This is a genomic window from Sphingopyxis sp. GW821-FHT12F08 (assembly GCF_058806755.1).
In genome coordinates this window covers 43211-67867 of record NZ_JBXAQA010000006.1, presented here as the reverse complement: position 1 = coordinate 67867, position 24657 = coordinate 43211, and the positions used below count along the sequence as shown (strand labels likewise).

General features: G+C 69.7%; 12 protein-coding genes. 7 read left to right on the top strand and 5 right to left on the bottom strand.

What is annotated here, in order from left to right; genetic code table 11:
- Positions 1 to 395: 395 nt before the first annotated feature.
- Positions 396 to 1244, bottom strand: a complete 849-nt coding sequence (locus AC1RNQ_RS16350) for a hypothetical protein (protein WP_493172729.1) — start codon at positions 1242 to 1244, stop codon at positions 396 to 398.
- Positions 1245 to 1339: 95 nt separating this feature from the next.
- Positions 1340 to 2611, bottom strand: a complete 1272-nt coding sequence (locus AC1RNQ_RS16345) for a S8 family serine peptidase (RefSeq protein WP_493172727.1) — start codon at positions 2609 to 2611, stop codon at positions 1340 to 1342.
- Between the two features lie 108 nt (positions 2612 to 2719).
- On the opposite strand from AC1RNQ_RS16345, the gene AC1RNQ_RS16340 reads away from it, so the two are divergent.
- Both AC1RNQ_RS16340 and AC1RNQ_RS16335 read left to right on the top strand, forming a co-directional pair.
- Entirely contained in the window at positions 2720 to 3208 is a 489-nt protein-coding gene (locus AC1RNQ_RS16340; RefSeq protein ID WP_493172725.1) for an RNA polymerase sigma factor, read from the top strand.
- Positions 3205 to 3906, top strand: a complete 702-nt coding sequence (locus tag AC1RNQ_RS16335) for an anti-sigma factor family protein (protein WP_493172723.1) — start codon at positions 3205 to 3207, stop codon at positions 3904 to 3906. The genes AC1RNQ_RS16340 and AC1RNQ_RS16335 overlap by 4 nt, the downstream gene beginning before the upstream one ends.
- Before the next feature lie 10 nt (positions 3907 to 3916).
- On the opposite strand, the gene grxD is transcribed toward AC1RNQ_RS16335, so the two are convergent.
- From grxD to AC1RNQ_RS16320, 3 genes are read right to left on the bottom strand one after another with little or no spacing between them, the layout of a single operon-like run.
- Complete coding sequence (gene grxD / locus AC1RNQ_RS16330; RefSeq protein WP_493172721.1) at positions 3917 to 4258, bottom strand: Grx4 family monothiol glutaredoxin; 342 nt, start codon at positions 4256 to 4258, stop codon at positions 3917 to 3919.
- Positions 4259 to 4307: 49 nt separating this feature from the next.
- A complete protein-coding gene (locus tag AC1RNQ_RS16325) occupies positions 4308 to 4541 on the bottom strand; it encodes a BolA/IbaG family iron-sulfur metabolism protein (RefSeq protein WP_493172719.1) in 234 nt (77 codons plus the stop codon).
- A gap of 10 nt (positions 4542 to 4551) precedes the next feature.
- On the bottom strand, positions 4552 to 4875 hold the full coding sequence (locus AC1RNQ_RS16320; RefSeq protein WP_493172717.1) for a DUF1476 domain-containing protein: 324 nt from the start codon (positions 4873 to 4875) through the stop codon (positions 4552 to 4554).
- Positions 4876 to 5086: 211 nt separating this feature from the next.
- On the opposite strand from AC1RNQ_RS16320, the gene AC1RNQ_RS16315 reads away from it, so the two are divergent.
- The 5 genes from AC1RNQ_RS16315 (at position 5087) to AC1RNQ_RS16295 (ending at position 24618) form a co-directional block, all read left to right on the top strand.
- Positions 5087 to 8188: a CHAT domain-containing protein gene (locus AC1RNQ_RS16315; RefSeq protein ID WP_493172715.1), complete on the top strand. Its 3102-nt coding sequence runs from the start codon at positions 5087 to 5089 to the stop codon at positions 8186 to 8188.
- 4 nt (positions 8189 to 8192) lie between these two features.
- Positions 8193 to 10283: a CHASE2 domain-containing protein gene (locus tag AC1RNQ_RS16310; RefSeq protein WP_493172713.1), complete on the top strand. Its 2091-nt coding sequence runs from the start codon at positions 8193 to 8195 to the stop codon at positions 10281 to 10283.
- Complete coding sequence (locus AC1RNQ_RS16305) at positions 10270 to 11034, top strand: hypothetical protein (RefSeq protein ID WP_493172711.1); 765 nt, start codon at positions 10270 to 10272, stop codon at positions 11032 to 11034. The genes AC1RNQ_RS16310 and AC1RNQ_RS16305 overlap by 14 nt, the downstream gene beginning before the upstream one ends.
- Positions 11035 to 11270: 236 nt before the next feature.
- Positions 11271 to 13040 carry a ShlB/FhaC/HecB family hemolysin secretion/activation protein gene (locus tag AC1RNQ_RS16300; protein WP_493172708.1) on the top strand — a complete coding sequence of 590 codons (1770 nt, stop codon included), beginning with the start codon at positions 11271 to 11273 and terminating at the stop codon, positions 13038 to 13040.
- Between the two features lie 28 nt (positions 13041 to 13068).
- The gene (locus AC1RNQ_RS16295; protein ID WP_493172706.1) at positions 13069 to 24618 is read left to right on the top strand and encodes a hypothetical protein; all 11550 of its coding nucleotides are present in this window, start codon (positions 13069 to 13071) and stop codon (positions 24616 to 24618) included.
- Positions 24619 to 24657 lie beyond the last annotated feature (39 nt).

Genomic DNA, 24657 nt, shown 5'->3' with positions numbered 1-24657 from the left:
AAGCTGAACGGCACGCAATCGATCCTCCCCACGCGAAGCGATGGGGAGGATCCGGTTGTCGGGATTTTTGACACCCCCGCACCCCGGTAAGGAATCGCTAACCAGCGTCCGCCGCCGAAAACCGCGAAGCACCCGAATTGGCACGGCGCTTGTATGGTATTCCGTGTTCCCGAGTGTTCCGCTCAAAGGAGCGGTGGGGGACATCAGTCTGGTCCCTGATGTCCCCTGCCCCCACCCGGGAAATTCCTCACTTGCCCCCGAAGCAGACGGGGGGCGGAGCGGCCGAAAGGCCCCGCCCCCCGGAAGCCCCCTCCCAAAAGAAGAAGGACGGGCCGCAAAGGCGGCCCGCCCCGATATCGGTCGCCGCGTAACCCGCGACGACCACCCCGATCGGCCTATTCGGCGTCCTGCTGCTGTTCGGCGGTCTCCTTGAGCTGGCCCTTGGTCATGCCGGTCACAAGTACGTCGCCCGAGCCGGCGAAGCTGGCGGCGGGGAGCGTCGCGACGCGGTTGCCGACCTCGACGGTCACCGCCTCGACGACACCGCGGCCGGTCTGGCGCAGTTCGTGGACATAGCCGATCACCTTGCCGCGCGGATCGGTGACGGGCATGCCCGGTTCGACGGCGAACATGCCGTTGCCACTGGCGGCCCCGCTGCCCGCGGCGGCTAGCTGGCCGAGGCTACCCTGGAAACTGCCCGCGGCCGCGCCGGCGGCGCCGGCGGCGCCCGAAATATCGGGCAGCGCGCCGCGCGCCTGGTCGCCGGCACCGCTCGCCACGCCGCGCGCCGTACCGGCCACCGTCGCGGCGCTGCCCCTGGCGGTGCCGATGGCGCCGCGCGCGGTCTGCCCGACGGCATCGGTACCGACGAGCTGGGCATCGAGGCTGCCGCCGCCCGACGCGCTGCCCGAGCCGTCGGCGCTGCCGCCGATCGCCTGGCCGAGCAGGTCGCCATTGCCGTTCGCCGATCCCTTGCCATTGGCGTCGGCGCGGCCCTTGCCCTGCACGCGGCCCGACCGGCGATCGACGCTGGCGTCGCCGCGCCCCGAGCCGGCCAACTCGCCCGCGGAACCGATCGTACCGCCGACGGGACCGGTCGGGCGGCCGAGCGTACCGCCCAGCGTGCCGCCGAGGCCACCGGTCAGCCCGCCGCCGCCGCCGAGCAGCTGTGCCGACGCCGGAACCTGGAAAGCCATGGCCGACGCGGCGAGCGCGACAGCCGGGATGAAGATGCGATTTGCCATTTGTCCTACTCCTGAGTTTGCGGCCCGGGGGGAGACGAGCCTGTGGGGAGAACGATGGCGCTTTCGATTTTCTTCCGAAAAAGTCCGGGCGCGCGTCAGCGGCGGCCACATGCCCCGCAGAGGAGGCCGTGCCCGTAGATTTTATCGCGGCCTTTTTTGCCGAGATCGCGGGCTTCCATGACGAGGCCGGCGACCGCGGGGCCGATGCGATCGATGTCCGGGGCGGGGTAGCGGAGCGCAAGCCGTCCGGCGACCAGCGGGGCAGCAAAGGATGTCCCGCGCAGCCGATCGGTCGTCGCGATCCCGGTCGCGGTCAGCACCGCATCGCCCGGCGCCGCGAAATCGATGTGCAGCGCGCGGCCCGCCTCGGGAAGCGCGCGATCCTTCGCATCGACCCCGGTGACGGCAAACACGCCGCGATAGGAGGCCGGATAGGCGGGCGGCGCGGCGGGGCCGTCGTTGCCGACCGCCGCGACGATAAGCATGCCGCGTTGCTGGGCGCGCGTGACCGCTGCGGCGAGCAGCTTGTTGTCGGGGCCGACGAGGCTCATCGTCGTCACCGCAACGCCGTTTTGGGCGAGCCAGCCGAGCGCGCGCACGATGGCGCTGACGTTGCCGCCCGCGGGATCGGTGCCATAGACATCGGCCGCGAGGAGACGCCGGCCGGGCGCGGCGCCCTGCACCGTCCCGCTGCCGACCAGCAACGAAGCGACCGCGGTGCCATGGCGGCTCGCCGACGGGGCTCCCTTCGCGAATCCCTTTTGCTCGACGCGCCCCGCGACCGACGGATGCGCGGCGACGCCGCCGTCGATCAGGCCAAGCGAGGCGCCCCCGCCGGCCGACGATGCCGCGAGGGTGGCCCCCGGCAAGGCGCCGCCCGGCCCGCTTGCGAAATAGATATGGTCGACGTCGACCTCGGCCTCGGGAAGCAGTTTCGCGAGCTGTTTGCGCGCCCGCGCGAGGCTGCGTCCTTCGGGCACGCGGAAGCGCGCGAGGTCGAGGTCGAGCCCGTCGACATGCTCGCGGTCGATCAGCGCGAACCCCTCTTTGGCCGCGCGGCCGACCATCGCATCGTCGACGCCCGTGACGATCAGGACGCCGCGCACCGCCGGTTCGCCCCGCTCGTCGAGCTCGATACCGTCGCGGTTGCCGCGCACCAGCGCCGTGATGCGGTCCAGCCGCGCCAGCGCCAGCGTGTCGCCGATGGTAATCAGCGGCTCGGCCGCGACGTTCGGGAGGGGCGGCAAGGATCGCGTCAGGTCGGGCAGTTGCACCGGCGGCAGCGCGACCTGCGCCGCCGCCATCGGCCCTGCCCCGATCAGGAGCAGGCCGGCGACGATCGGCAATATGGCTTTCACTCGCATCATTGGCCTTCATACGCGCCGGCCACGGAGGCCGATGCAAAAAATTTAGCATGATGCGGAAGAAACGATAGAAGCGCATCGTTTCTTCCCCGCGTGCAAGAAAAGGCGAAGATGCGCTTCGAAGACGAACTGGTCGAATTGCTGCCCCGGCTGCGCCGCTTTGCGCGCGGGCTGGCGCGCGACGCCGGCGATGCCGACGACCTGTGCCAGGCGGCGATCGAGCGCGCGCTGAAATCGCAGGGTCAGTGGCAGCAAGGAACGAGACTGGATAGCTGGATGTACCGCATTACCCGCAACCTCTGGATCGACGACCGCCGCGCCGCGGGCCGGCGCGGCGTCCATGCCCCGATCGACGAGACCGTCACCCAGATTGCCGGCGAAGGGACGGCGGACGTCGAGGCGGCGACGCTGCGCGGTGACATCGACGGAGCCATGGCGCGCCTGCCCGACGAGCAGCGCGAGGCGGTGATGCTCGTCCTCGTCGAAGGCTATGCCTATCGCGAGGCGGCGGAGATACTCGACGTGCCGATCGGCACCGTCACCTCGCGCCTCGCGCGGGGCCGCGAGACGCTGATGCATTTGCTGGGAGAGGCGGCATGAGTTTCGATCCCGCCACCGTCGCCGCCTATGTCGACGGCGAACTCGACGATCTGACCGCGCGCCGGATCGAGCGTGAGGCGACAAGCGACGCAGCGCTCGCCGCCGAGATCGCGCGGCACCAGGCGCTGAAGGCGCAGCTCGCGGCGCATTTCGCGCCCATCGCCGAAGAACCGGTTCCCGACCGGCTGCGCGCGTTGCTGGCGGTCGACACAGCGATCGACACCAGCCTGGGCGCGCGGCGCGCGGCGAAGCAATCGCGCTTCGGCGCGATCCACTGGGGTGCGATGGCGGCGGCGCTGGTGCTCGGCCTTACCGTCGGCATGCAGCCATGGACCCCCGCGCCGGGCGTCGCGACGTCGAACGGCGCACTCGTCGCCACGGGACCGCTGGCAGAGGCGCTCGATGCGCAGCTCGCCTCGAACCAGCCGGCGCATGCCGATATACGGATCGGCCTCAGCTTCCAGGACAAGGACGGCCGCTTTTGCCGCAGCTTCGAGAGCGCGACGCTCGACGGCATTGGCTGCCGCGACGAAGGTCGCTGGCAACTCGAGCGGACGATGCAGGGACGGCCCGGAGCGGAATATCGCCAAGCCTCATCGGGCGAACTCGCCGCAGCGGCGGCGGCGATGATGGCGGGGGCGCCGCTCGACGCCGACGCCGAACGCGCCGCCCGCGATGCGGGCTGGCGCGGAAAATAGGGCCTGCGCGCTATTCGGCGCGCGTCGGCACGTCGGCCATCAGCTGGTGCAGTTCGCCCGCTTCCCACATCTCCATCATGATGTCGGAGCCGCCGACGAATTCGCCCTTCACATAGAGCTGGGGGATCGTCGGCCAGTCGGAGAACTCCTTGATTCCCTGGCGGATCTCCATGTCCTGCAGCACATCGACGGTGTCATATTCGACGCCGAGCCGGTCGAGCATCGCGATCGCGCGCGAAGAAAAGCCGCACTGCGGAAACAGCGGCGTGCCCTTCATGAAAAGCAGGACGGGGTGGTCGGCGACCAGCTTGGCGATGCGGTCGCCTGTGGTCTGGGGGGTGGTTTCGGTCATTTCGAGTCTCCGGAGCGGCGCAGCCTTGCGCGCGAATGGCGTCTCGTCCCTATGAAGGAACGGCGGTGGTCAATTGCAAGGCATGAAGTTCGCCGCCCATGCGCCCGCCGAGCGCGGCGTAGACCGCCTTGTGCTGCGCGACGCGGCTCATTCCCTGGAAAGCGGCGCTGACGACATGCGCCGCATAATGGTCGCCGTCGCCGGCGAGGTCGGTGATCGTCACCTCGGCGTCGGGAAAGGCCGCGGCGATCATCGCCTTCAAGTCGGTTTCGTGCATCGCCATCGGCGGGGTCCTATGATTTGTCCATGAACTGGCGGCGCGCCTCGACCGCCTGGTCGCCCAGCGCGGCGCGGATCTCGGCGTCGCTGATCTCGACCCCGGCGGCGGTGAGGTCGCCCGCAAGCTTGCGGATCACATCCTCGTCGCCGGCTTCCTCGAAATCGGCCTGCACCACCGCCTTGGCATAGGCGTCGGTTTCCTCGGGGGTCAGCCCCATGCGTGCGGCCGCCCATTCGCCGACGAGCCGGTTGCGCCGCGCGGTGATCCGGAACTGGGTCTCCTGTTCGCGGGCGAACTGCGCCTCATATCCCTTTTCGCGGTCGTCGAATGCGCTCATCTTGTCCTCGTGGGCTGGAAGCTGTGCTTTGCAGATAGGTCGCGGACCCCCGGGGCGCAAGCCGCCTGTGCGGCAGATCACTTCCCTTTTGGATGCGAAGGGGTTAGGGTCCGCGGCAAGGGTTATCGGGTCGTACCGCAACAACGAAGACTGCGCCTTGCCGCCAATCATCGGCACGGCGCCTGGACGCTTGGTTTGGGGGAATGCGACAATGACCGCTCGACGTCCGTTCGTGCTGCCGATTCTGGGGGCCTTTGCCTTGGCCCTTCCCGGCGTCGCGGCCGCGCAGGAGGTGCAGGACCCGACGCTGCGCGACAGCTTCGCGATCGGCGACAAGGGCGGGTCGCTGTGCGAGGTCCAGGCGACGGTGCGCGATTCGGTGATCGACGGGATGTTCGACCGCGCGTGGATGATCCTGTGCCGCGATGCCAGCCAGCCCGTCGGCTATGTCCGCATGCTCCGCGCTACCCCCGCCGAGGCGCAGGCGCGCGTCGACCGCGCGCGCAGCGGCACGATCGTCTGCACCGCGCCGAACAGCTGCACGGTCAAGGACAGCCCGGTCCAGTGGAACACCCGCATCGAGGCCGCGGGCAACACCAGCTACGCGGTCGAGGGTTTCGCTGCTTACAATGACGCGCTCAATCTCGCGCTCGAATCGATCCGTCATCGCAAGGTCGCGCCGGGCGTGATCAACGTCGCGACCACCTCGATCGGCGGCAACGATGGCTTCGCGCGCACGCTCGCGGGGACGATCGACGTCGACCGCGCGCTCGCCGAGGGCTATCGCCGCAACCACAGCGGCGACTATGCCGAGGCCGCCGAATTTTTCGAGGCGCTGTCGCGGCGCGCGCTCGAGCAGCAGGCCGCGGCCGACATCGACCCGACCGAATTCACGCTCAACCGCGCGCTGCAGAAATCGAACCTCGGCGAATTCGCCGAGGCCGAGCGGCTGTTCGGCGAGGTCGAGGCGGTGCCGACCACCGACCCGGTGCAGCTGCGCCTCCGCCGCAATTTCCGCGCGATCCACGCGCTCAACCAGCGCGACTATGCCGGCGCCGCCGACCTGCTGAACACCCCGATCCCGCCGCTGACCAGCGCGGTGACGGTCGAGGGCAGAGCGGTGACGCTGACTCCCGAGATCGTCGCGGGGGTCAACAGCGGCAGCACCTCGCGCGCGATCCGCCAGAGCTCGGACAACGAACGGCTGACCCCGCTGGAACGGGCGCAGATCATCGACGCCCAGGCGGTCCACCTGCTCGGGACGGTCGAGCGGCTGCGCGGCGAGCCCGCGGCGGCGAAGGCCGCGCAATTGAAGGGCCTCGCCGACGCGATGGCGGTGCGCGAGGGGCGCGTGACCTCGATCGTGCGGCTGCGCTCGCAGATGCTCGGCGAGCTCGCACTGGCCGAGGAAGCGGCGGGCGACGCCGCCGCGGCCGATGCGCGCTTCCTCGAATCGATCAACGCGCTCGCGATCGAATATCCCGAAACCAACGCGCTCGCCTCGGCGCGCGCGCGCTACGCCGCCTTCCTGACGCGCCACGACCGCAGCGCCGAAGCGATGGGCATCTACAAGAATGTCGTCGCCGCGCTCGCGAGCTCGCAGCGCTCGACGAGCGGCATGGCGAACATGATGGCGCCCTATTACCGTCTGCTCGCCGAACGCGCGGCGAGCGATCCCGCCGCGGTCGCCGACTTCTTCGTCGCCAGCCAGCTGCAGGTGCGCCCCGGCGTCGCCGACACGCAGGCGGTGCTCGCACGCGAATTGTCGAGCGGCACCGAGGAAGGCTCGCGGCTGTTCCGCCAGGCGACGACGCTGAACCGCGACATCGAGCGCGCGCGGATCGAGGATGCGCGGCTCGCGCAGCTGCCCGTCTCGCCCGAAATCAACGCGCTGCGCGCCGATTTGAAGACGCGGCTCGACAACCTCGGCTTCCAGCAGGCCGAGACCCTCGCGTCGCTCTCGGCCTTCCCGCAATATCGCGTCGTCGCGCCGGGCAAGCTCGACCTCGCCGAGCTGCAGGCGGTGCTGCGCGCCGACGAGGGCTATCTCAAGATGCTCGTCGTCGGCGACGCGGTCTATGCGATGCTGATCGACAACAAGGGTGCACAGCTGTGGCGCGCCGACATCGGCGCGGGCGCGCTCGACGCCGCGGTCGACAGCATCCGCTCGACGATCTCGATCGTCGAGAACGGCCGGCGCGTCACCTATCCCTTCGACGCCGCGACCGCGCGCAGCCTCTACACCCGGCTGTTCGGCCCCGCCGCCGACCGGCTGCCGACGATCGCCAACCTGACCTTCGAACCCGACGGCGCGATGCTGCGGCTGCCGATCAACCTCCTGATTACCGCCGACACGGGGCTTGCCGAATATGAGCAGCGCCTGCTCGACCCCAATGGCGACGCCTTCGACATGCGGCGGATCGCCTGGCTGGGGCGGACGACGCGGCCGAGCACCGCGGTGTCGGCCCTCGCCTTCCGCAACGCGCGGCAGGCGCCGCCGTCGACCGCCGCCAACCAATATTTCGGGCTCGGTCAGAACCAGCCGGTGGGAACGACGCTCGCGGGGCTGGGTTCGCGCGGCGCGACCGGCGGCGTCGACGACAGCTGCCAATGGAGCCTTGCGCAGTGGAACCGCCCGATCTCGGCCGACGAGCTGGTCACCGCGCGCAGCGCGATGGGCGGCACCGCGGGCACCTTGCTCACCGGCGGTGCCTTCACCGACACGGCGGTCAAGACGCGCGGCGACCTCGACGATTATCGCATCATCCATTTCGCGACGCACGGGCTGGTCACCGCGCCGCGCCCGTCGTGCCCCGCGCGCCCCGCGCTCGTCACCTCCTTCGGCGGCAGCGAATCTGACGGGCTTTTGACCTTCCAGGAGATTTACGACCTCAAGATCAACGCCGACCTGGTCATCCTGTCGGCGTGCGACACCGCGGGCGCTGCCTCGGTCCGCGCGACGCGCGAAGCGGGCATCGCCAGCGGCGGCGGCAATGCGCTCGACGGGCTGGTCCGCGCCTTCATCGGCGCCGGCGGACGCTCGGTGATCGCGAGCCACTGGCCCGCGCCCGACGATTTCGACGCGACCAAAAGGCTGATCGGCGGATTGTTCGGCGCGCGGCAGGGCGAGAGCGTCGCCGACGCGCTGTGGTCGACCCAAATGCGGCTGATGGACGAAAAGCAGACCTCGCACCCCTATTATTGGGCGGGGTTCGCGATCATCGGCGACGGCGGCCAGCCGCTGCTGCACGGCGCGACGGCCACCGCCGCGGCGCCGCAGGACGGGGAGGCCGCCGGCCGCGCCGCCCGCTGACCCGATGACCGAAAACCCGACGACCGAGACAGCGCCGGCCGCCGAGGCCGCGAGCGAGACGCGCACCGCGGTGCCGCTGCGCAAGCAGTTGCGCCGGCTCGCGACGCAGCTCGGTCCGTGGCGCATGGTGGCGACCCTGCTGTTCCTCGCCGCTGCGGTGTTCGTCGCGCGGTCGAGCTGGGATCTGCCGCTCGCCGGCGACGCCGAGCGCGCGCTCTACGACAGCCGCGCGTCGCTGATGGCGCCACATGTCGAACAGGATCCGCGCATCGTCATGGTCACCTATAATGATCAGACCCTGTTCAACACGGGCATCCGCTCGCCGCTCGACCGCACCCTGCTCGCCAATGCGCTCGCCAATATCGACCGGATGGGCGCGAAGGCGATCGGCATCGATATCGTGTTCGACTCGCCGCGCCCCGACGACGATGTGCTGAAGGCGCAGCTCAAGGCGATGAAGACCCCGACCTGGCTCGCCTATGCCGACCAGGCGACCAACCAGAACACCATCTATTTCGAGCAGCAGAAGTTCCTCGAGGCCTATCAGGCCGATGTGCGCACCGCCAAGACGCACCCGACGAGCGTGCGCTTCGAGGTCGACGAGGACAATGTCGCGCGCAAATGGCCGAGCCGGCCGAAGCACCTGCCCCCGCTGATGTCCAATGCGATGGCGCCGGTCGACGCCGCGCACACCGATTATCAGGGCAATATCCGCTATCTGTTGCCGCTGCGCGCCGATGCGAACGAGGAAGTCGAAGTCTTCAACAACCTGCCGATCGACAATTTCGGCATGCCGATGGACGACGAGACGCTCGCCGCCTTCGCCGAGGCGGTGCGTGGCCGCTATGTGCTGGTCGGCGCCGACATCATCGACACCGACCAGTTCATCACCCCGCTGACCCGGCTTCCCGACCTGCAGTCGGGCGAGCGCGAGACGATGCCGGGGCTGGAGATCCACGCGCATATGCTGGCGCAGCAGCTCGACGGCGCCTGGTCGAAGCCCGTCCCGGGCTGGGGGCTATGGTCGCTCGCGCTGCTCGTCGTGATCGCCGGCGGGCTCACCAGCCTGATCGACCTCAAGGCGCGCTGGGTGGTGGTCATCTTCGTCGGGCAGCTGATCTTCTTCCTCGCCTATCCCTTCTGGCTCCAGCGGATCGGGGTCGACACCACCGACCTGCCCGCCTTCGGCCAGGCGCTCGGCTGGATCTTCGGCTATGCCGCGGTCGGCACCGCGGCACGCACCATCGGGTCGCGCCAGCGCGCCTTTGCGCAGTCGGCGCTCGGCAAATATCTGCCCGCCGACGTCGCGGAGCAGATCATGCGCGACCCCGACCAGCTGTCGCTGCACGGCGAACGGCGCAACATCTTCTGCGTCTTCACCGACCTCGAGGGCTTCACCAAACTCAGCCATGCGACGACGCCGGAAACGGTCGCGCGGCTGCTCAACGAATATCTCGACCGGCTGTCCGACGTCGTGCTCGGTCATGGCGGGACGATCGACAAATTCGTCGGCGACGCGGTCGTCGCCTTCTGGGGGGCGCCCCTCAGCCGCCCCGACGACGGGCCGCAGGCGGCGGCGGCGGCGCTGGCGATGTACGAGGCGGGCGAGAAGTTCCGCATCGACCTTGCCGCCGCGGATGTCCCGCCGCTCGGCATGACGCGCGTCGGGCTGCACGTCGGCGATGCGATCGTCGGCAATTTCGGCGGCGAGGGCCGCATCCAGTATACCGCGCTCGGCGACAGCATGAACACCGCCTCGCGGCTCGAGGCGGCGAACAAGAGCCTGAAGACCGGGGTGCTGATCTCGGCCGAGGCCGAGGCCCGCGCCCGGCGCGACGATCTGGTGCCGATGGGACGCGTGACGCTGCGCGGGCGCGCGCAGCCGGTCGATACCTTCACCCCCCGCCCCGACCTGTCGCCCGACCAGCGCGCGCGCATCGCCGAAATGGTCGCCGCGCATGCGTCGGGCGAAAAAAAGCGCTATGTGACCTGCGCCACAGCATTGGGCGCCGAATTCAGTCACGATACATCCATCCTGTTCTTGATAGAACGTCTGAACGAGACCGAAAGTGGAGAAAGCTATGTCCTGTCCTGACATCCGCCTGCGCCGGCTGGGGTTGACCGGGGCCGTCGTTCTGGCCGCGCTCGCCGTCACCGGCGTCGCTGCGGCCCAGTCGATCGTCGTGCGGTCGACCGGACCGTCCGCGGCGAAATATCCCGCGGGGACCAAGCTCAAGCCCAGCGACCGCGTGACCCTGGTCGATGGCGACAAGGTCGTGCTGATGCAAAGCGGCAAGACGCGCACGCTCAGCGGCAAGGGGACCTTCACCGCCGGCGCCACCGTCCAGGCCAGCCAGTCGATGGGCGCGACGGTGACGCGCATGCTGGCCAAGGGGCCGTCGACCCGGGCGCGCGGCGGTTTCGCGCGCGAGGCCGAGCAGGCGGCGCCCGACGAGTTTCGCGCGCCGAACCTGTGGCTGCTCGACTATCGCAGCGGCGGCACCTTCTGCGTCGCCGATCCCGCGACGCTGATGCTGTGGCGCCCCGACATGTCGAGCGACACCGCGCTGACCATCGCCAAGGGCAGCCAGAGCGCGACCGTCGCGCTGGTCAGCGGCGCGCAGTTCCGCAAATGGCCGACCGACACGCTGCCGATCGAATATGGCGTCGATTACCAGATGTCGGGGGCGGGGCTGTCCGCGCCGGTGACCGTGCGCTTCTCGGCGATCGCCGCGATGCCCGAAACCCCCGACGCGGCGACCGAGATGCTGATGGCCAAGGGCTGCACGCCGCAGCTCGACCGGCTGGTCGACGCGATGTCGGAGGCAGAAGCGGCAGACGGTTGAGCAGAGCGGGCGGGAGCCATTGTCCCCGCCCGATCCATCTGATAACAATGGGATGAAAAGCTGCCGTTCGAGCGGCATGTCCTTTCCTTGGGTCGAAAATTCGCACAGTCCGCCCGCGGGCGGTGCCTTATGAATTGACGCGCGGCGGCAACGCCGGGCGGGTTCGAACGCAAGGGGTGGCAATGAACGGCAAGGGGCAATTGCAGCTGGCGGACGAGGCGAGTCGCGTGCGCGCGATGAGGTCGCTCCTCGCCGGATCGGGGCTGATCCTCGCGATCCTGTCGGTGCATGCCCAGGCTCAGGTGGCGACTCCGCAGATCCCGACGCGCGAGGAAATCCAGCGCCCCGCCCCGCCCGCGGCGCCCGCCCCCAGCGAACAGATCCTCGCCGCCGACGATGCGATCGAGCGCGCGCCCTGCCCGCTCGCCAATCCCGAGTTCGCCAACGTCCGCATCACGCTGCGCAGCGTGCAATTCTCCAGCGTCGAGGGGATCGATCCGGCGATGCTGGGCGGCGCCTGGTCCGACCGCGTCGGGCAGGAGCTGCCGATCGCGGTGGTCTGCGACATCCGCGACCGCGCCGCGACGATGCTGCGTGCGCGCGGCTATCTCGCCGCAGTGCGCGTCCCGCCGCAGACGATCGGCGACGACGGCATCGTCCGGCTCGACATCCTCGCCGCGCGGATGAGCCGCATCGAGGTGCGCGGCGACGCCGGCGCGAACGAGCGGCTGCTCCAGCGCTACCTCTCGCACCTCGACGACCAGCCGGTGTTCAACATCGTCGATGCCGAGCGCTACCTGCTGCTCGCGCGCGACATCCCGGGCCTGTCGGCGCGGCTGACCCTGCGCCCCGGCGGCGCGCCGGGCGAGGTCGTCGGCGAGGTGACGGTCGACCGCACCGCCGCGATCCTCGACATGAACATCCAGAATTTCGGGTCGAAGGACGTCGGCCGCTGGGGCGGCATCGCCCGTGCGCGCGTCTTCGGGCTGACCGGCATGGGCGACATGACCACGGTCAGCTTTTACTCCACCCCCGATTTCGACGAACAGAATGTCGCGCAGGTCGCGCACGAGTTCCGCGTCGGCGACGAGGGGCTGAAGTTCGGCGCGAGCTATACCTATGCCTGGACGCGGCCGAGCGTCGCGGCGCTGGCGATCAAATCCGAGACGCAGATCGTCAGCCTGTTCGCGGCCTATCCGCTGGTGCTGACGCAGGCGCGGCGGCTGACCATCGGCGGCGGGTTCGACCTGATCGACCAGGACATCGCGGTCGGGGGCGTGGCGATCAACCGCGACCGGCTGCGCGTGTTCAACCTGCGCGCCGACGCCAGCTTCATCGATCCCGCGTCGGTCGCGGGGCGCAGCGGCTACAGCCCCGCCGAGCCGCGCTGGTATCTCGGCGGCTCGCTCGAGGCGCGGCAGGGCGTGAAGTTCCTCGGCGCCAGCAACGATTGCGGGCCGACCGGCGCCGCCTGTTTCCTGCCCGGCGCGATCCCGCTGACCCGCGTCGAGGGCAAGCCCGACGCCTTCCTCGTGCGCGCCAACGCGGTCGCCGAATGGCGCCCGGTCAAGGATTTCACCCTGTCGGTCGCACCGCGCGCGCAATGGGCGAGCGATCCCTTGCTCGCCTATGAGGAGTTTTCGGGAGGCAATTTCACCGTCGGGCGCGGTTTCGATCCCGGCACGGTGATCGGCGACAGCGGCGTCGCGGTGTCGCTCGAGGCGCGCTACGGCAGCCTCGTCCCCGCAAATACCGAAAGCGGCGCGCTCCAGCCCTTCGTCTTCTTCGACGCCGCCTGGGTGTGGAACAAGGACCTGGCCTTTGCGGGGCTCAATCCGCAGAAACTTTATTCGGCGGGCGGCGGCCTCCGCCTCGCCTATGGCGATGTCGGGCGGCTCGACCTGACCGTCGCGGTGCCGCTGAACCGCGCGGGATTCCTGGCGCAGAAGCCCGACCCGCGCTTCCTGCTCTCCTTTACTACCCAGTTCGGCGTGAAGGCGCGCTGATATGAGCTTCGTTTCGAGGACATTCGCCATGCGTACCACCGGTTCGACCTCACCCTTCCGCAAGGGCAAGCAGCGGCTGCTGACCAGCTGTGCGATCGCGGCGGGCATGGCGGCGCTCGCACTCGGCGGGCCGGCACTCGCGCAGGGGGTTGCGGGGTCCGGGCAAGTGGTGGCGGGGCCGGGTCTGGGAACCGCGACGATCGCGCCGACCGTGCCAGGCACGACCAGGGTGAGCACAAACGGCGCCCAGACGATCATCAACTGGACCCCGACCGACACTGCGCCCGCGGGCGCGCCGATCGATTTCCTGCCCGCGACCAACACCCTCGAATTTTTCGGCGACGGCAATTACACCGTCCTCAACCGCTTCATCGCGATCAACCCGCTCACCGGACTGCCGATCCCGATCAGCCGCCAGATCGCGCTGAACGGCAACGTCAACAGCTATGTCAACGGGCCGGCGGGCGTGCCCGCGACGCAGGGCGGCAATATCTGGTTCTACAATGCCGGCGGCATCCTGATCGGCGCGCGCGCGGTGATCAACGTCGGCAGCCTGGTGCTGACCGCCAACGACATCGACACCAGCGGCGGCCTGTTCGGCCCCGGCGGCGAGATCCGCTTCCGCGGCGCCTCGGGCAGCACCTCGGCGATCGAGATTTCCGGCGGCGCGTTCATCGGCGCCGCCAATGCCGGCAATCCGGGCAGCAGCTATATCGCACTCGTCGCGCCGCGCATCGCCCAGGCCGGCATCATCGACGTCGACGGCTCGGCGGCGCTCGTCGCCGCCGAACAGGCCGACATTACGATCAACAACGGGCTGTTCGACATCAACGTCACCGTCGGCGCCGAGGGCGGCAACGCCATCACCCACACGGGCATCACCAGCGGCCCGTCGCATGCGCAGGGCGACACCGACCAGAGCCGCGTCTATCTGGTCGCCATCCCGAAGAACGACGCGGTTACCATGCTGGTGTCGGGCCAGCTCGGCTATCAGGATGCCGCGGTCGCACAGATGGACCCCGACGGTGCGGTCGTGCTGTCGGCGGGCTATAATATCGCGGGCGGCGCGCTCGCGGCCGCGCCGGTCAACACGACCGCCGCGAACATCACCATCGCCGACACCATCTTCCAGAGCAGCGTCACCGCGCGCGCCAGCGGCGCCCTCGTCGCCGGACCGCTCGCGACGCTCCCGGCGGGCGGCCCCGTCGTCGTCGCGCCGCCGCCGCATCTCGGCCGGCTGATCGTCCAGGGCAATGCGACCTTCGTCGGCGACGCCAGCGCAACGGTCAATGTCGGCGCGAACCAGCTGGTCGGCGCGACGGGCAATTTCGCGGTGCTGTCGACCGGGGTCGGCGCGGTGCCGGGCAATGCCAGCCTGACGATGACCGGCGGCCAGTTCGTCGCGGGCGGCAATCTGCTGGTCCAGGCGCCCGGCGCGCCCGACGCGGTGACGGGCGATGCGACCGGCGGCACCGCCAGCCTGACCATCGGCGGCACGGCGAACGCGACGGTGATCGGCAACGTCAATGTCGCGGCATCGGCGAACGCGATCGTCGGCACGGCGGGCACCGGCGGCGACGCGACCGGCGGCACCGCCTCGATCACGCTGACCGGCGGCGGCGTGCTCAACGGCAATTCGATCAACGTCCAGGCCAATGGCCGCGGCGGCGGCATCGTCGCGGTGAACGTCGCCGCCGACCAGGGCGGCAGCGGCACCGGTGGCAATGCGACGATCAGCGTCCAGGACACGGCGGGCCTGACCGCCAGCACCTCGATCACCATCGCGGCGAACGGCAACGGCCAGGTCGGCAACGTCCAGTCGGGCGACGGAATCGGCGGCATCGCGCGGCTCGAGCAACGCGGCGTGCGCTCGTCGATCACCTCGCCGCTGACCAATGTCTCGGCCAGCGGTACCGGCGGCGGCAACCTGTCGAGCCCGACGCTCGGCACCTTCGTGACCGCGGCGGGCGGCACCGGCCAGGGCGGCGGCGTCCAGATCGATTTCAACGCCGCGGCAACCAGCGTCGCCAACCTCGGCACGACCGAATTCGACGCCAGCGGTACGGGCGGTGGCGCAGGCAGCGCCGGCGGCAGCGAAAATGCCGCGGGCGGCGACGGCAACGGCGGCGACGTCGATATCACGGTCGACGGCGGCATCGCGCTCAACGTCGGCTCGCTGCTCGTCAACGCCGGAGGCTTCGGCGCCGGATCGACCACCCCCTCGCTCACCACCGGCACCTCGGGCAATGGCGACGGCGGCACGATCGACATCAATGTCAACGGCGGATCGGGCCTGCTGTCGGGCAGCTCGATCCAGCTCGACGCCAGCGCCGATTCGGGCGTCGGTGAAAATCGCGGCAACGCCGTCGGCGGCGACATCACGATCACCGCGATCGGCAGCGGCGGCAACAGCACCATCAGCGCGCAGTCCGATTTCCAGGTCAGCGCCGACGCCGGCCAGTTCAGCACCAGCATCCCGCTCAGCACCGGCAGCAACACTGGCGGCAATATCGACTTCGTCGCCGACGGCGGCACGATCGTCGCGGGCTCCTACGCCGTCTCGGCCGAAGCGGCGACCGACAATACGAGCGGCACCAGCGGCCTCGCGCGCGGCGGCACGATCGATTTCCGCGTCGCGAACACCGGCGTCTTCAGCGCCAACGACAGCGCGGGCGCCAGCCTGTTCTCGGTCGATGCCGCGGCGGGCGTGTCGCAGGGCGGCACCGCGGCGAACGCCGGGCGGATCGGCGCGACGATCGACGGCGGCACGATGAGCTTCGCCCACACCAGCTTCTTCTCGGCGACCGGCATCGCCGGCGGCGACACCAGCGGCGCGGGCAATATCGTCCTCGGCCTCGGCGGCAGCATCCGCTTCGAGTTGCTCGACAATAATCTCAACCCCAGCCTGCTCAGCTTCCTGGACATCTTCGCCGCCGCCGACGGGCGCGCGGCGGCACCGTTCGAGGGTGCGGCCAGCCTGCGCGGCACCGCGGCAGGCAATGGCGGCGACGTCACCGTCGATGTCCAGGGCGGCCAGCTCACCGGCGGTTCGCTCCTGATTTCGGCCGACGGCTTCAGCGGCATCGTTACCGGCGACACCGGCGAGGGGCGCGGCGGCCAGGCCATCTATACCCAGACCGGCGGCGACGTCGACCTCACCGACCTCGTCGTCTCGGCGACCGGCTTCGGCGGCAGCGGCGCGCCCATCCAGACCGGCGGCGCGGGCTTCGGCGGCACCACAACGATCGACCTGCTCGGCGGCACGCTCGACGCGACGAATATCAGCGCGGTCGCGGCGGGCGTCGGCGGCGTCGGCCTGACCGGCGACGACAATGATCCACTGAACCCCACGGCAGCCCAGTCGGGCGGCAACGGCCAGGGCGGCACCGCGACGATCAACCTCGACGGCACCGCTGTGGTCACGACGACGACGCTCAACGCCTTCGCCTCGGGCATCGGCGGCGACGGCGGCAATTTCATCTCGGTGAACGGCACGCTCGGCAACGCTGGCAACGGCGGCGACGGGCTCGGCGGCACCGCCGAGATCAACCTGACCCAAGGCACGCTCAACACGGGCGGCATCACCGCCGACGCCGGCGGCTTCGGCGGCTTCGGCGGTAACCTCAACGACCTCAACGCACTGCCCGTCAGCGGCGGCGCCGTCGGCGGCAACGGCGGCAACGGCCAGGGCGGCACGGCGACGATCGAGCTCGCCACCGCGGTCACCGCGGGGGGCACGGTCGGCGCCTTCGCGATCGGCGCGGGCGGCATCGGCGGGACCAGCAATGCCGGCGGCAATGGCGGCGAGGCGCTTGGCGGCACCGCGCAGGTCATCGTCACCAATTTCGATGCGGGCGCGCTCGGCGTCGTGCTCGACGCAAGCGCCGCGGGCGGGTCCGGCGGCGACGGTCTCGACGGCGACGGCGGTTTCGGCGGCCGCGCCAATGGCGGGACGGCGCGCGTCGCGGCGAACGGGCCGGGCGCCCATGCGGTTGTCACCCAGGCGAATTTCATCACCACCGCGACCGGCGGCATCGGAGGAAACGCAGCACTCCTTCCAGGCAACACGCCGCTCTTTGGCCCGCGCGGGGGCGGCGGCGGCGACGGCGGCGGCGGCACGATCGAAATCGCGGCGAACGGCGGCACGATCGATCTCGCACCGACAGGTGGCGTCGTCGCGCTGAGCAGCAACGGCACCGGCGGTGAAGGCGGCGCCGGCGCCGACAATCCGGGTACCATCACCCTGCCCGGCCCTGATGGCATGCCCGGTACGATGGACGACATCGTGATCGGCGGGGTCGGCGGCGACGGCGGGCTCGGCGGGTTCGGATTCGGCGGCACGGTGCGCCTGTCCACCGATTTGGGCGGCACCATCTCCTCGGGCGGGGCATCGGTGGCGCTCGACGTTGGCGGCACTGCGGGCGTCGGCGGCGCGCCGGGAACGGGACCGGGCGGGATCGGCAGCAGCGGAATTACGAGCACGATCGGCGGCCGGGTCCAGCTTCAAAGCCTTGGCGCGGGAACGATCAATCTGGGCGATACCGGCATTACCGCCAACGGCGACGTTGCCGGGCGGATCGAACTGCTGAGTCAGGGCACCATCCGCCTCGCCAGCCTGACGGCGGAAGCGCTCGGCGCCGCAACGCCGACCAACAACGACACAGACACCGCACCTCACGGCATTTTTCTGGATGTCACGGGCGGAACGATCCAGACCGACGGCGCCGTCACGCTCACTACCGGCGGCTCGCTCGGCGTCTATGCGCAGGGCGACGGCCAGCTCAACGTCGGCGGCAACCTGACCGTCAATGTCGACGACCAGGTCGATATCCGCCACGATTTCCGCACCGGCACCGCGCCGACGATCCAGACCGGCGGCAGCGCGTCCCTCACCGCGGTCAATTCGATCCGCAGCGCCCCGGGCAGCCTGGTCAGCGCGGGCACCAGCCTGTCGATGACCGTGACGGGCCTCAACAGCGCGATCGACGTCGATTCGCTCGACGCCGCGACGCTGACCCTGCTGCTCGCGCAGTTCGGCCGGATCAACGTCTATGGCAGCACGACCAGCGGCATCGACCTCACCGCAAATGCGCGCGATGAAGTCGCGATCAACGATGCGACCGCCGGCGACGACATCAGCCTCAGCGGCGGCACCGTCGTCGCGGGCAATCTGATCACCACCGGCCTCGGGCTCGATTCCGAGCTCGACGGCAGCAACATCGTCATCGGCACGACCGGCGCGGCGAATGTCGAGCATGCCGAGGCCGACAATGACTTCACCGCCGACGTCGGCAGCTTCACCACCGGGCTCGACACGATCATCACCGGCGGCGATATCGACATCGCCTCGACGGGCGCGGTCGACCTCGGCAATTCGCAGGCGGGCGGCTTCATCGCGGTGACCGGCGAGTCGATCGTGTTCAACGCGATCGACGCGGGCACCACCGTCGGCCTCAACGCCACCGGCACCCTCGATGGCGCCGAGGGGATCGGCGGGGTCGACATCACCGCGGGCGGCGACATCACGCTGATCGGCGACGTCGTAAGGGTCGACGGCGTGGTGCGCAGCGGCGGGTCGGTCTTCGCCGCGACCGACGACGGCGATGTCCGCATCGCCGCGACCGAAGTCGACGGCAATATCGTCGTCGACGCGGCGGGCGACATCGGCGGCAGCTTTATCGCGGGCGGCAACGTCAACCTGCGCGCGGGCGACGACATCAACGGCCAGGCGGTCGCGAACGGCGGCTATGTCGACCAGAACGGCAGTCTGTCCGAAGGCTATGTCTTCGCGATCGCCGGCGACGAGCTGAATCTGTCGGGCAGCAGCGCCGCGACGATGTTCGGCGCGCGCGCCGGTACGTCAGCCACCGTCGCCAATTCGACCGCGGGCGAGGATATGCTCGTCATCGCCGGCACCGACGCGAGCGTGGTCAATGCAGGCGCCGGCGACGATATGGCGGTGCAGGGCGGCACCTCGGCCACCGTCAACGGGATCGAGACCTTCGGCACCGGGGTCGACACGCGCACCCTCTCCTATGGCACGCCGGCGGCGGGCGGCCCCGACAGCTTCATGATCGCGGGCTCGATGGCGAACCAGTCGAACATCGCGCTGACCGCGCCGGTGATCGACGCGAACAATGTCGTCGCCTTCGACAATCTGACGATGACCGCGACGGGCGTGGTGACCACGACCGGCACGATCCGTTCGGGACTCGTCACCGACATCACGGGCGGCAGCCTCGACCTCGAATCGATCACCGCGGGCACCGACATCATCCTCGAATCGACCGCGGGCGGGATCAGCGCGATCGGCGCGCTGTCGGCCAGCTTTGATCTGACGATCGACTCTGCCACCGATGGCGTCTTTGCCGACCTGTCGGCAGGCGACGATATCCGCATCGCTGCGAACGGCAACGTGTCCGCCGCGACGCTGCTGACGACCGCTGGCGGTCCCGACAATGAGGCGGATAATTCCGGCGCCTACATCACCACCCCCGGCAGCATCACCATCGCAGGCGCGACCAATACCGTGGGCCAGACGCGGCTGACCGCGGGCGGCACCGTCGACACCGGCGCGATCAACGCCGACTTCACCTTCATCGACGCCGTGGGCGCAGTGAACGTCGCCGGCGATATCACCAGCGGCGGCATGTATATCGAGGGCAGCAGCGTTGATATCCTGAACGCCAACGGCCTCTCCAATCAGATCATCCTGCGCGCGACCGGCGGCGACGTCACCGCCAATGGCAATGTGACGACGCTCGCCGAACTCCAGGTATTCGCCCCGGGTGCGATCACCATCACCGGCAACGCCATCGGCGGAAATTTTGTCGAGATGATCGGCGGATCGATCGACGTCGCCGACGTCAGCTCCAGCTCGTTCGTCTCGCTGACGTCGAACATCGGCGCGATCAATTCGAGCGGAACGATCTCGGCGGGAAGCGACGTCTTCATCAACGCCGCGACCGGCGGCACCTTGGGCGCGCTCGTCGCGGGGGACGACGTCTCGATCGGCGCCGGCGGCGACGTCACCATCGCGTCGATCACCGCCGAGGGCAGCAATCCGCAGGGCGAGGAGGTCGGCAGCAATGTGTCGGGCACCGTCACGGGCACGCTGACCGTCACCGGCAGCACCTTCGCGGCCAGCGACGTCACGTTCAACGCAACGAGCATTTCGCTGCAGGACGTCGAGGCGGGCGGTTCCTTCACCGCGACCGCGACCGGCGGGCCGATTTCGCTGACCACCGCCGACGCGGGTGACGCCATCGCGCTGACCGCCAGCGGGATCGTGACCGCAACCGGCCTGATGCAGTCGGGCGGCGATACAACCGCCAGCGGAGCCAGCCTGAACCTGCGCGGCATCACTGCTGGCGGCGACGTCGATCTGACCTCGACCGTCGGCGACATCGTCACCAACGGCGACGTCTTCGGCTTCAACATCAGCTATGGCGCCGCGCGTGACATCCTGCTCGACGCGAACGACCGGATCTTCGCGGACCGTACGATCTTCTTCGACGCGGGCCGCGATGCGCTCGTCGCGGGGCAGCTCGACGGCGGCGACATCACCGTCCAGGCGGCGCGCGACACGCGTGTCGCCAATATCCGGTCTGGTGACGACATCAGGATCACCGGCGGGCGCAGCGTCGTCGTGGGCAATGCCGAGGCGACCGGCGGCGGCGTCATCGACAATGAGGGCAACGGCAACAATATCGTCCTGATCTCGGCGGGCACGCTCGAGACGACGGGCATCATCGAGGCGGCGAATCTCGCCAGCCTGCGGGGCACGACGGTCACGACGCAGATCGTGCGCGGCGGCCCCGTCTCGATCACCTCGACCGTCGGCGACGTCAACCTGGGCGGCGACGTCACCGGCTTCGGCGGCGTGACCGTCGATTCGGCGGGCGACATCCTGCAGGGCACCGCGAACCGCATCGGTGCCGGCGGCAACGGACCGCTGACGCTGACCGCCGACGGCGACGTCGCGGTGGGCGATATTTCGGGCGGCGCGATGCAGATTACCGCCGCCGGAACGGTCGCCACGCAGGCGATCAGCGGGGGTGGTGCCAACATCCAGGCGGGCGGCGCGATCACGGTCGGCGGCGACGTGACGTTGCGCGCGGATTTCACGGCGCAGGGCAGCTCGATCGATTTGGGTGCCAACGACCTCTCGTCGTCAATCACCGGGTCGCTCGACCTCACCGCAACCGCCGGCGACATCAACGCGACCGGGACGATCGATTTCCTCGGCTCGGTCACGGCCCAAGCCAGCGGCGGCGCCAATCTGACCGGCGACATCACCGCCTTTCGCGACGTCGCCATCACGGGAAGCAGCGTCACCGTCGGCAATGTCGCGAGCGAGACCGGCAATATCGGCCTGACCGCGACCGGCGGCGCGGTCTCGGCCGCGGGCACGCTCGATGCCGACCGCGACATCTTCATCACCACGACCGGCGGCGGCGACTTCGACCGGCTGGTCGCGGGCGACGACATCGACATCCGCGGCAGCGGCGACGTCCGCGTCGCCTTCATGGACGCGACCGGCGACGATCCCGACGCGGGCGAGACCGGCAGCAACGTCACCATCGACCTCGCCGGCCATGTCGATGTCGGCCACGGCGAGGCCGCGGGCGATTATGTCGTCAACGCGACCAGCTTCACCACCGGGCTCAACTCGATCATCGCCGAAGACGATATCGAGATCACGACCAGCGGCGCGGCGAACCTCGGCAATTCGACCGCGGGCGGCAACATCATCGTCCTCGCGCAATCGATCGACTTCAACGCACTCGACGCGGGGCTGGTTGTCAGCCTGGCCGCGAACGGCGGCGCGCCGGGGGCCGAGGGTATCCGCGGCGTCTCGATCGACGCCGGTGACGATATCGGCCTTTCGGGCAACAGCATTACGATCAGCGGCGCGATCGACGCGGGCGGCAGCTTCGAGGCCTTTGCCACCGGCGGCGACGCGGCGTTCGACACGGTGAACAGCGTCCAGCGCATGATCGTCGAGGCCAGCGGGAACATCGGCGGCAATTTCAGCTCGACCGGCGACATAAGGATGTTCGCGCTCGGCGACATCGACGTCACCGCCAATGCGCTCGGCGGCGCCACCGATCCCGACGGCTTCGTCTATGACGGCAATCTGTTCATCGATGCCGAGGGCGACGTGGTGCTGGCCAACAGCAGCGCGGCCCGCATGCTCGGGATCAACGCGCTCGGTGCAGCCGCGCTGACCAACGTCAGTGCGGGCGAGGATCTGCTCGTGCGCACCGGCGGCTTCGGCAATGTGCTCCTGCCCGTCGCAGGCGCCAATGGCGTCGCGCTTACCAATGTCACCGCGGGCGACGATCTCGAAATCCGCTCGGTCGGCGACATCACCGCCTCGAACGTCCGCGCGACCGGACAGGGGACCGACGGCTTCATCCTCGACTATGGCGCCAACGGCTTCACGATCAGCGCGGGCGAAGGCGGCGGCGGCGCGGTCGACGGATCGGACATCGTCATGACCTCGGGCGAGGGCGCGATCAACGCCACCGGCCTGTCGGCGGCCGACGACATCCTGCTGGTCGCCGCCCGGGCGATCAACCTCGACGGCGCGCGGACGCTCGGCATCGGCGTGACCGGCGGCGGTTCCAATATCCGCACCAGTGGCGGCAATATGATCCTGACGGGGGTCGAGGCCTTCGACGACCTGGTCGTCGACGCGAACGGCACGCTGACCGTCGCCACCCCGGCGAGCGCCGGGCGCGACATCGACATCACCGCGACGACGGTCGAAATCGCCGCGCTGACCGCACCCAACAACGCGCCGATCGACATGCTCGACGCGGGCCGCGACCTCGGCGTCCGCTCGGCGACGACGATCGACGGCGGCGCGGTCGCCGCAGGCCGCAACCTGGCGCTGTCGGCGGGCGACAGCATCGCGCTCTCCCGCACCGTCAGCGGCACGGGCGGCACGACGAGGCTGGCCGGGACCAACGGCGTCAATGTGAACACGGTGGTCAGCGGCAGCACGACCGATATCGCGGCCGACACCGGCGCGATCACGGTCGGCACGCTCAGCTCGGCGGGGCCGATCAGCCTCGTCGGCGACAGCATTTCGGTGAACGGCGTCGGCGGCAATGCGGTCTTCGCCAATATCGCGACCGACGTCGGCGACGCGACGATCTTCGGCGGCAGCAATGTCTCGGTCACTGCGGGCTCGGTCGCCGGGCGCGCGCTGATCCGCAGCGACGGCAGCCTCAGCGTCACCCAGCTCAGCGCGGGCGACGTCGAGCTCAGCGCCAACACCTCGATGACGCTCGGCAATGTCACCGCCGACGACCAGCTGGGCGTGCAGGCGCGCGACATGCTGACCGTCAACGGCCCGGTCGTCGGCCGTTCGATGATCGTCGCATCGGGCGACATCACGATCGGCTCGGCGGGCCGCCTCGGGACGCAGGGCACGACCCAGTCGCTCGAAGTGCGCAACATCGACGAGGATAGCGTCACCTATATCGGCGGTACGGGCACGCGCACCGGCTATCATATCGACCAGACCGAAATGACGCGGCTGTTCGCGGGCGACATCACGATCCTCGCGCCCGACCTTGGCGGCAATAACGGCGGCTTCGTCGCCGCGGCGCCGGGCGGCCCGCCGATCGCCAGCGTCGGCAGCAGCACGCCTCCCGCCGTCGTCATCGACGATTTCACGATGACCGCGGGCGGGCCGACCTCGAACCTCGGTGCTAGTGGCTCGCTGACGATCGCGACGCAGGGCAAGGCGCGCGTGATCGGCGACGCCGCGATCACCGGCATGACCGACGCCAACGCCTTCCGGATCAGCGCCGGCGATTCGATCGAGGTGATCCTGGGCGAAGGCACGATCCGGCTGACCGGCGGCAGCAGCAGCAGCGGAAGCTCGACCCCGGGCGGCATGCTGTTCCTCGAATCGGAGGATGTGATCGTCGCGACCGCCGACGCGATCGCCGACGTCGCGGCGGCGACCGACATCGATGCGATCGACGAGCGTCTCGGCCAGAACGACGGCATCCTGCTCAATGACGGCGCGCTCTACGCGGGCGGCATCGACGTCACGGTGGAAGGCGGCTTCTATGTCCAGAACAGCGGCGAAGGCACGCGCTTCGCGCAGCGCCGCGGGCTGACCTTCGGCGCGCTCGGGCTCAACGTGAATGTCGAGGGCGCCGACAGCCGCATCGTGATCAACGGCGTGCACCTCGGCCCGTCGGGCCAGGTCACCGGGCTCGACGCGATCCCGCTGCTGTCGATCGACGGCTTCGTGATCGGCAGCGGACCATTGAGCGGCAGCGGCCTCGCCTTCGACTCGGGGTCGACGATGAACGGGTGCCTGATCGTCAGTTCGACGACCTGCGCCTTCCTCGAATTCGAATCCTCCTTCCCGGTCCAGGACGTCATCAACGACGAGGATGAGGAAGGCGAAGGCGACGATGCCGAGGGCATGAGCCTGCCGACCCCGCTGATCACGATGCGCGACCTCGACCCGCTGACCGGCGAGCCGCTGCTCGACGATCCGGTGACCGGAGCAGGCAACGACGATCTGTGGACCCCGCCCGCGGAATAGGACCGTATATCCTGAACCGTAGCCCTGAGCCTGTCGAAG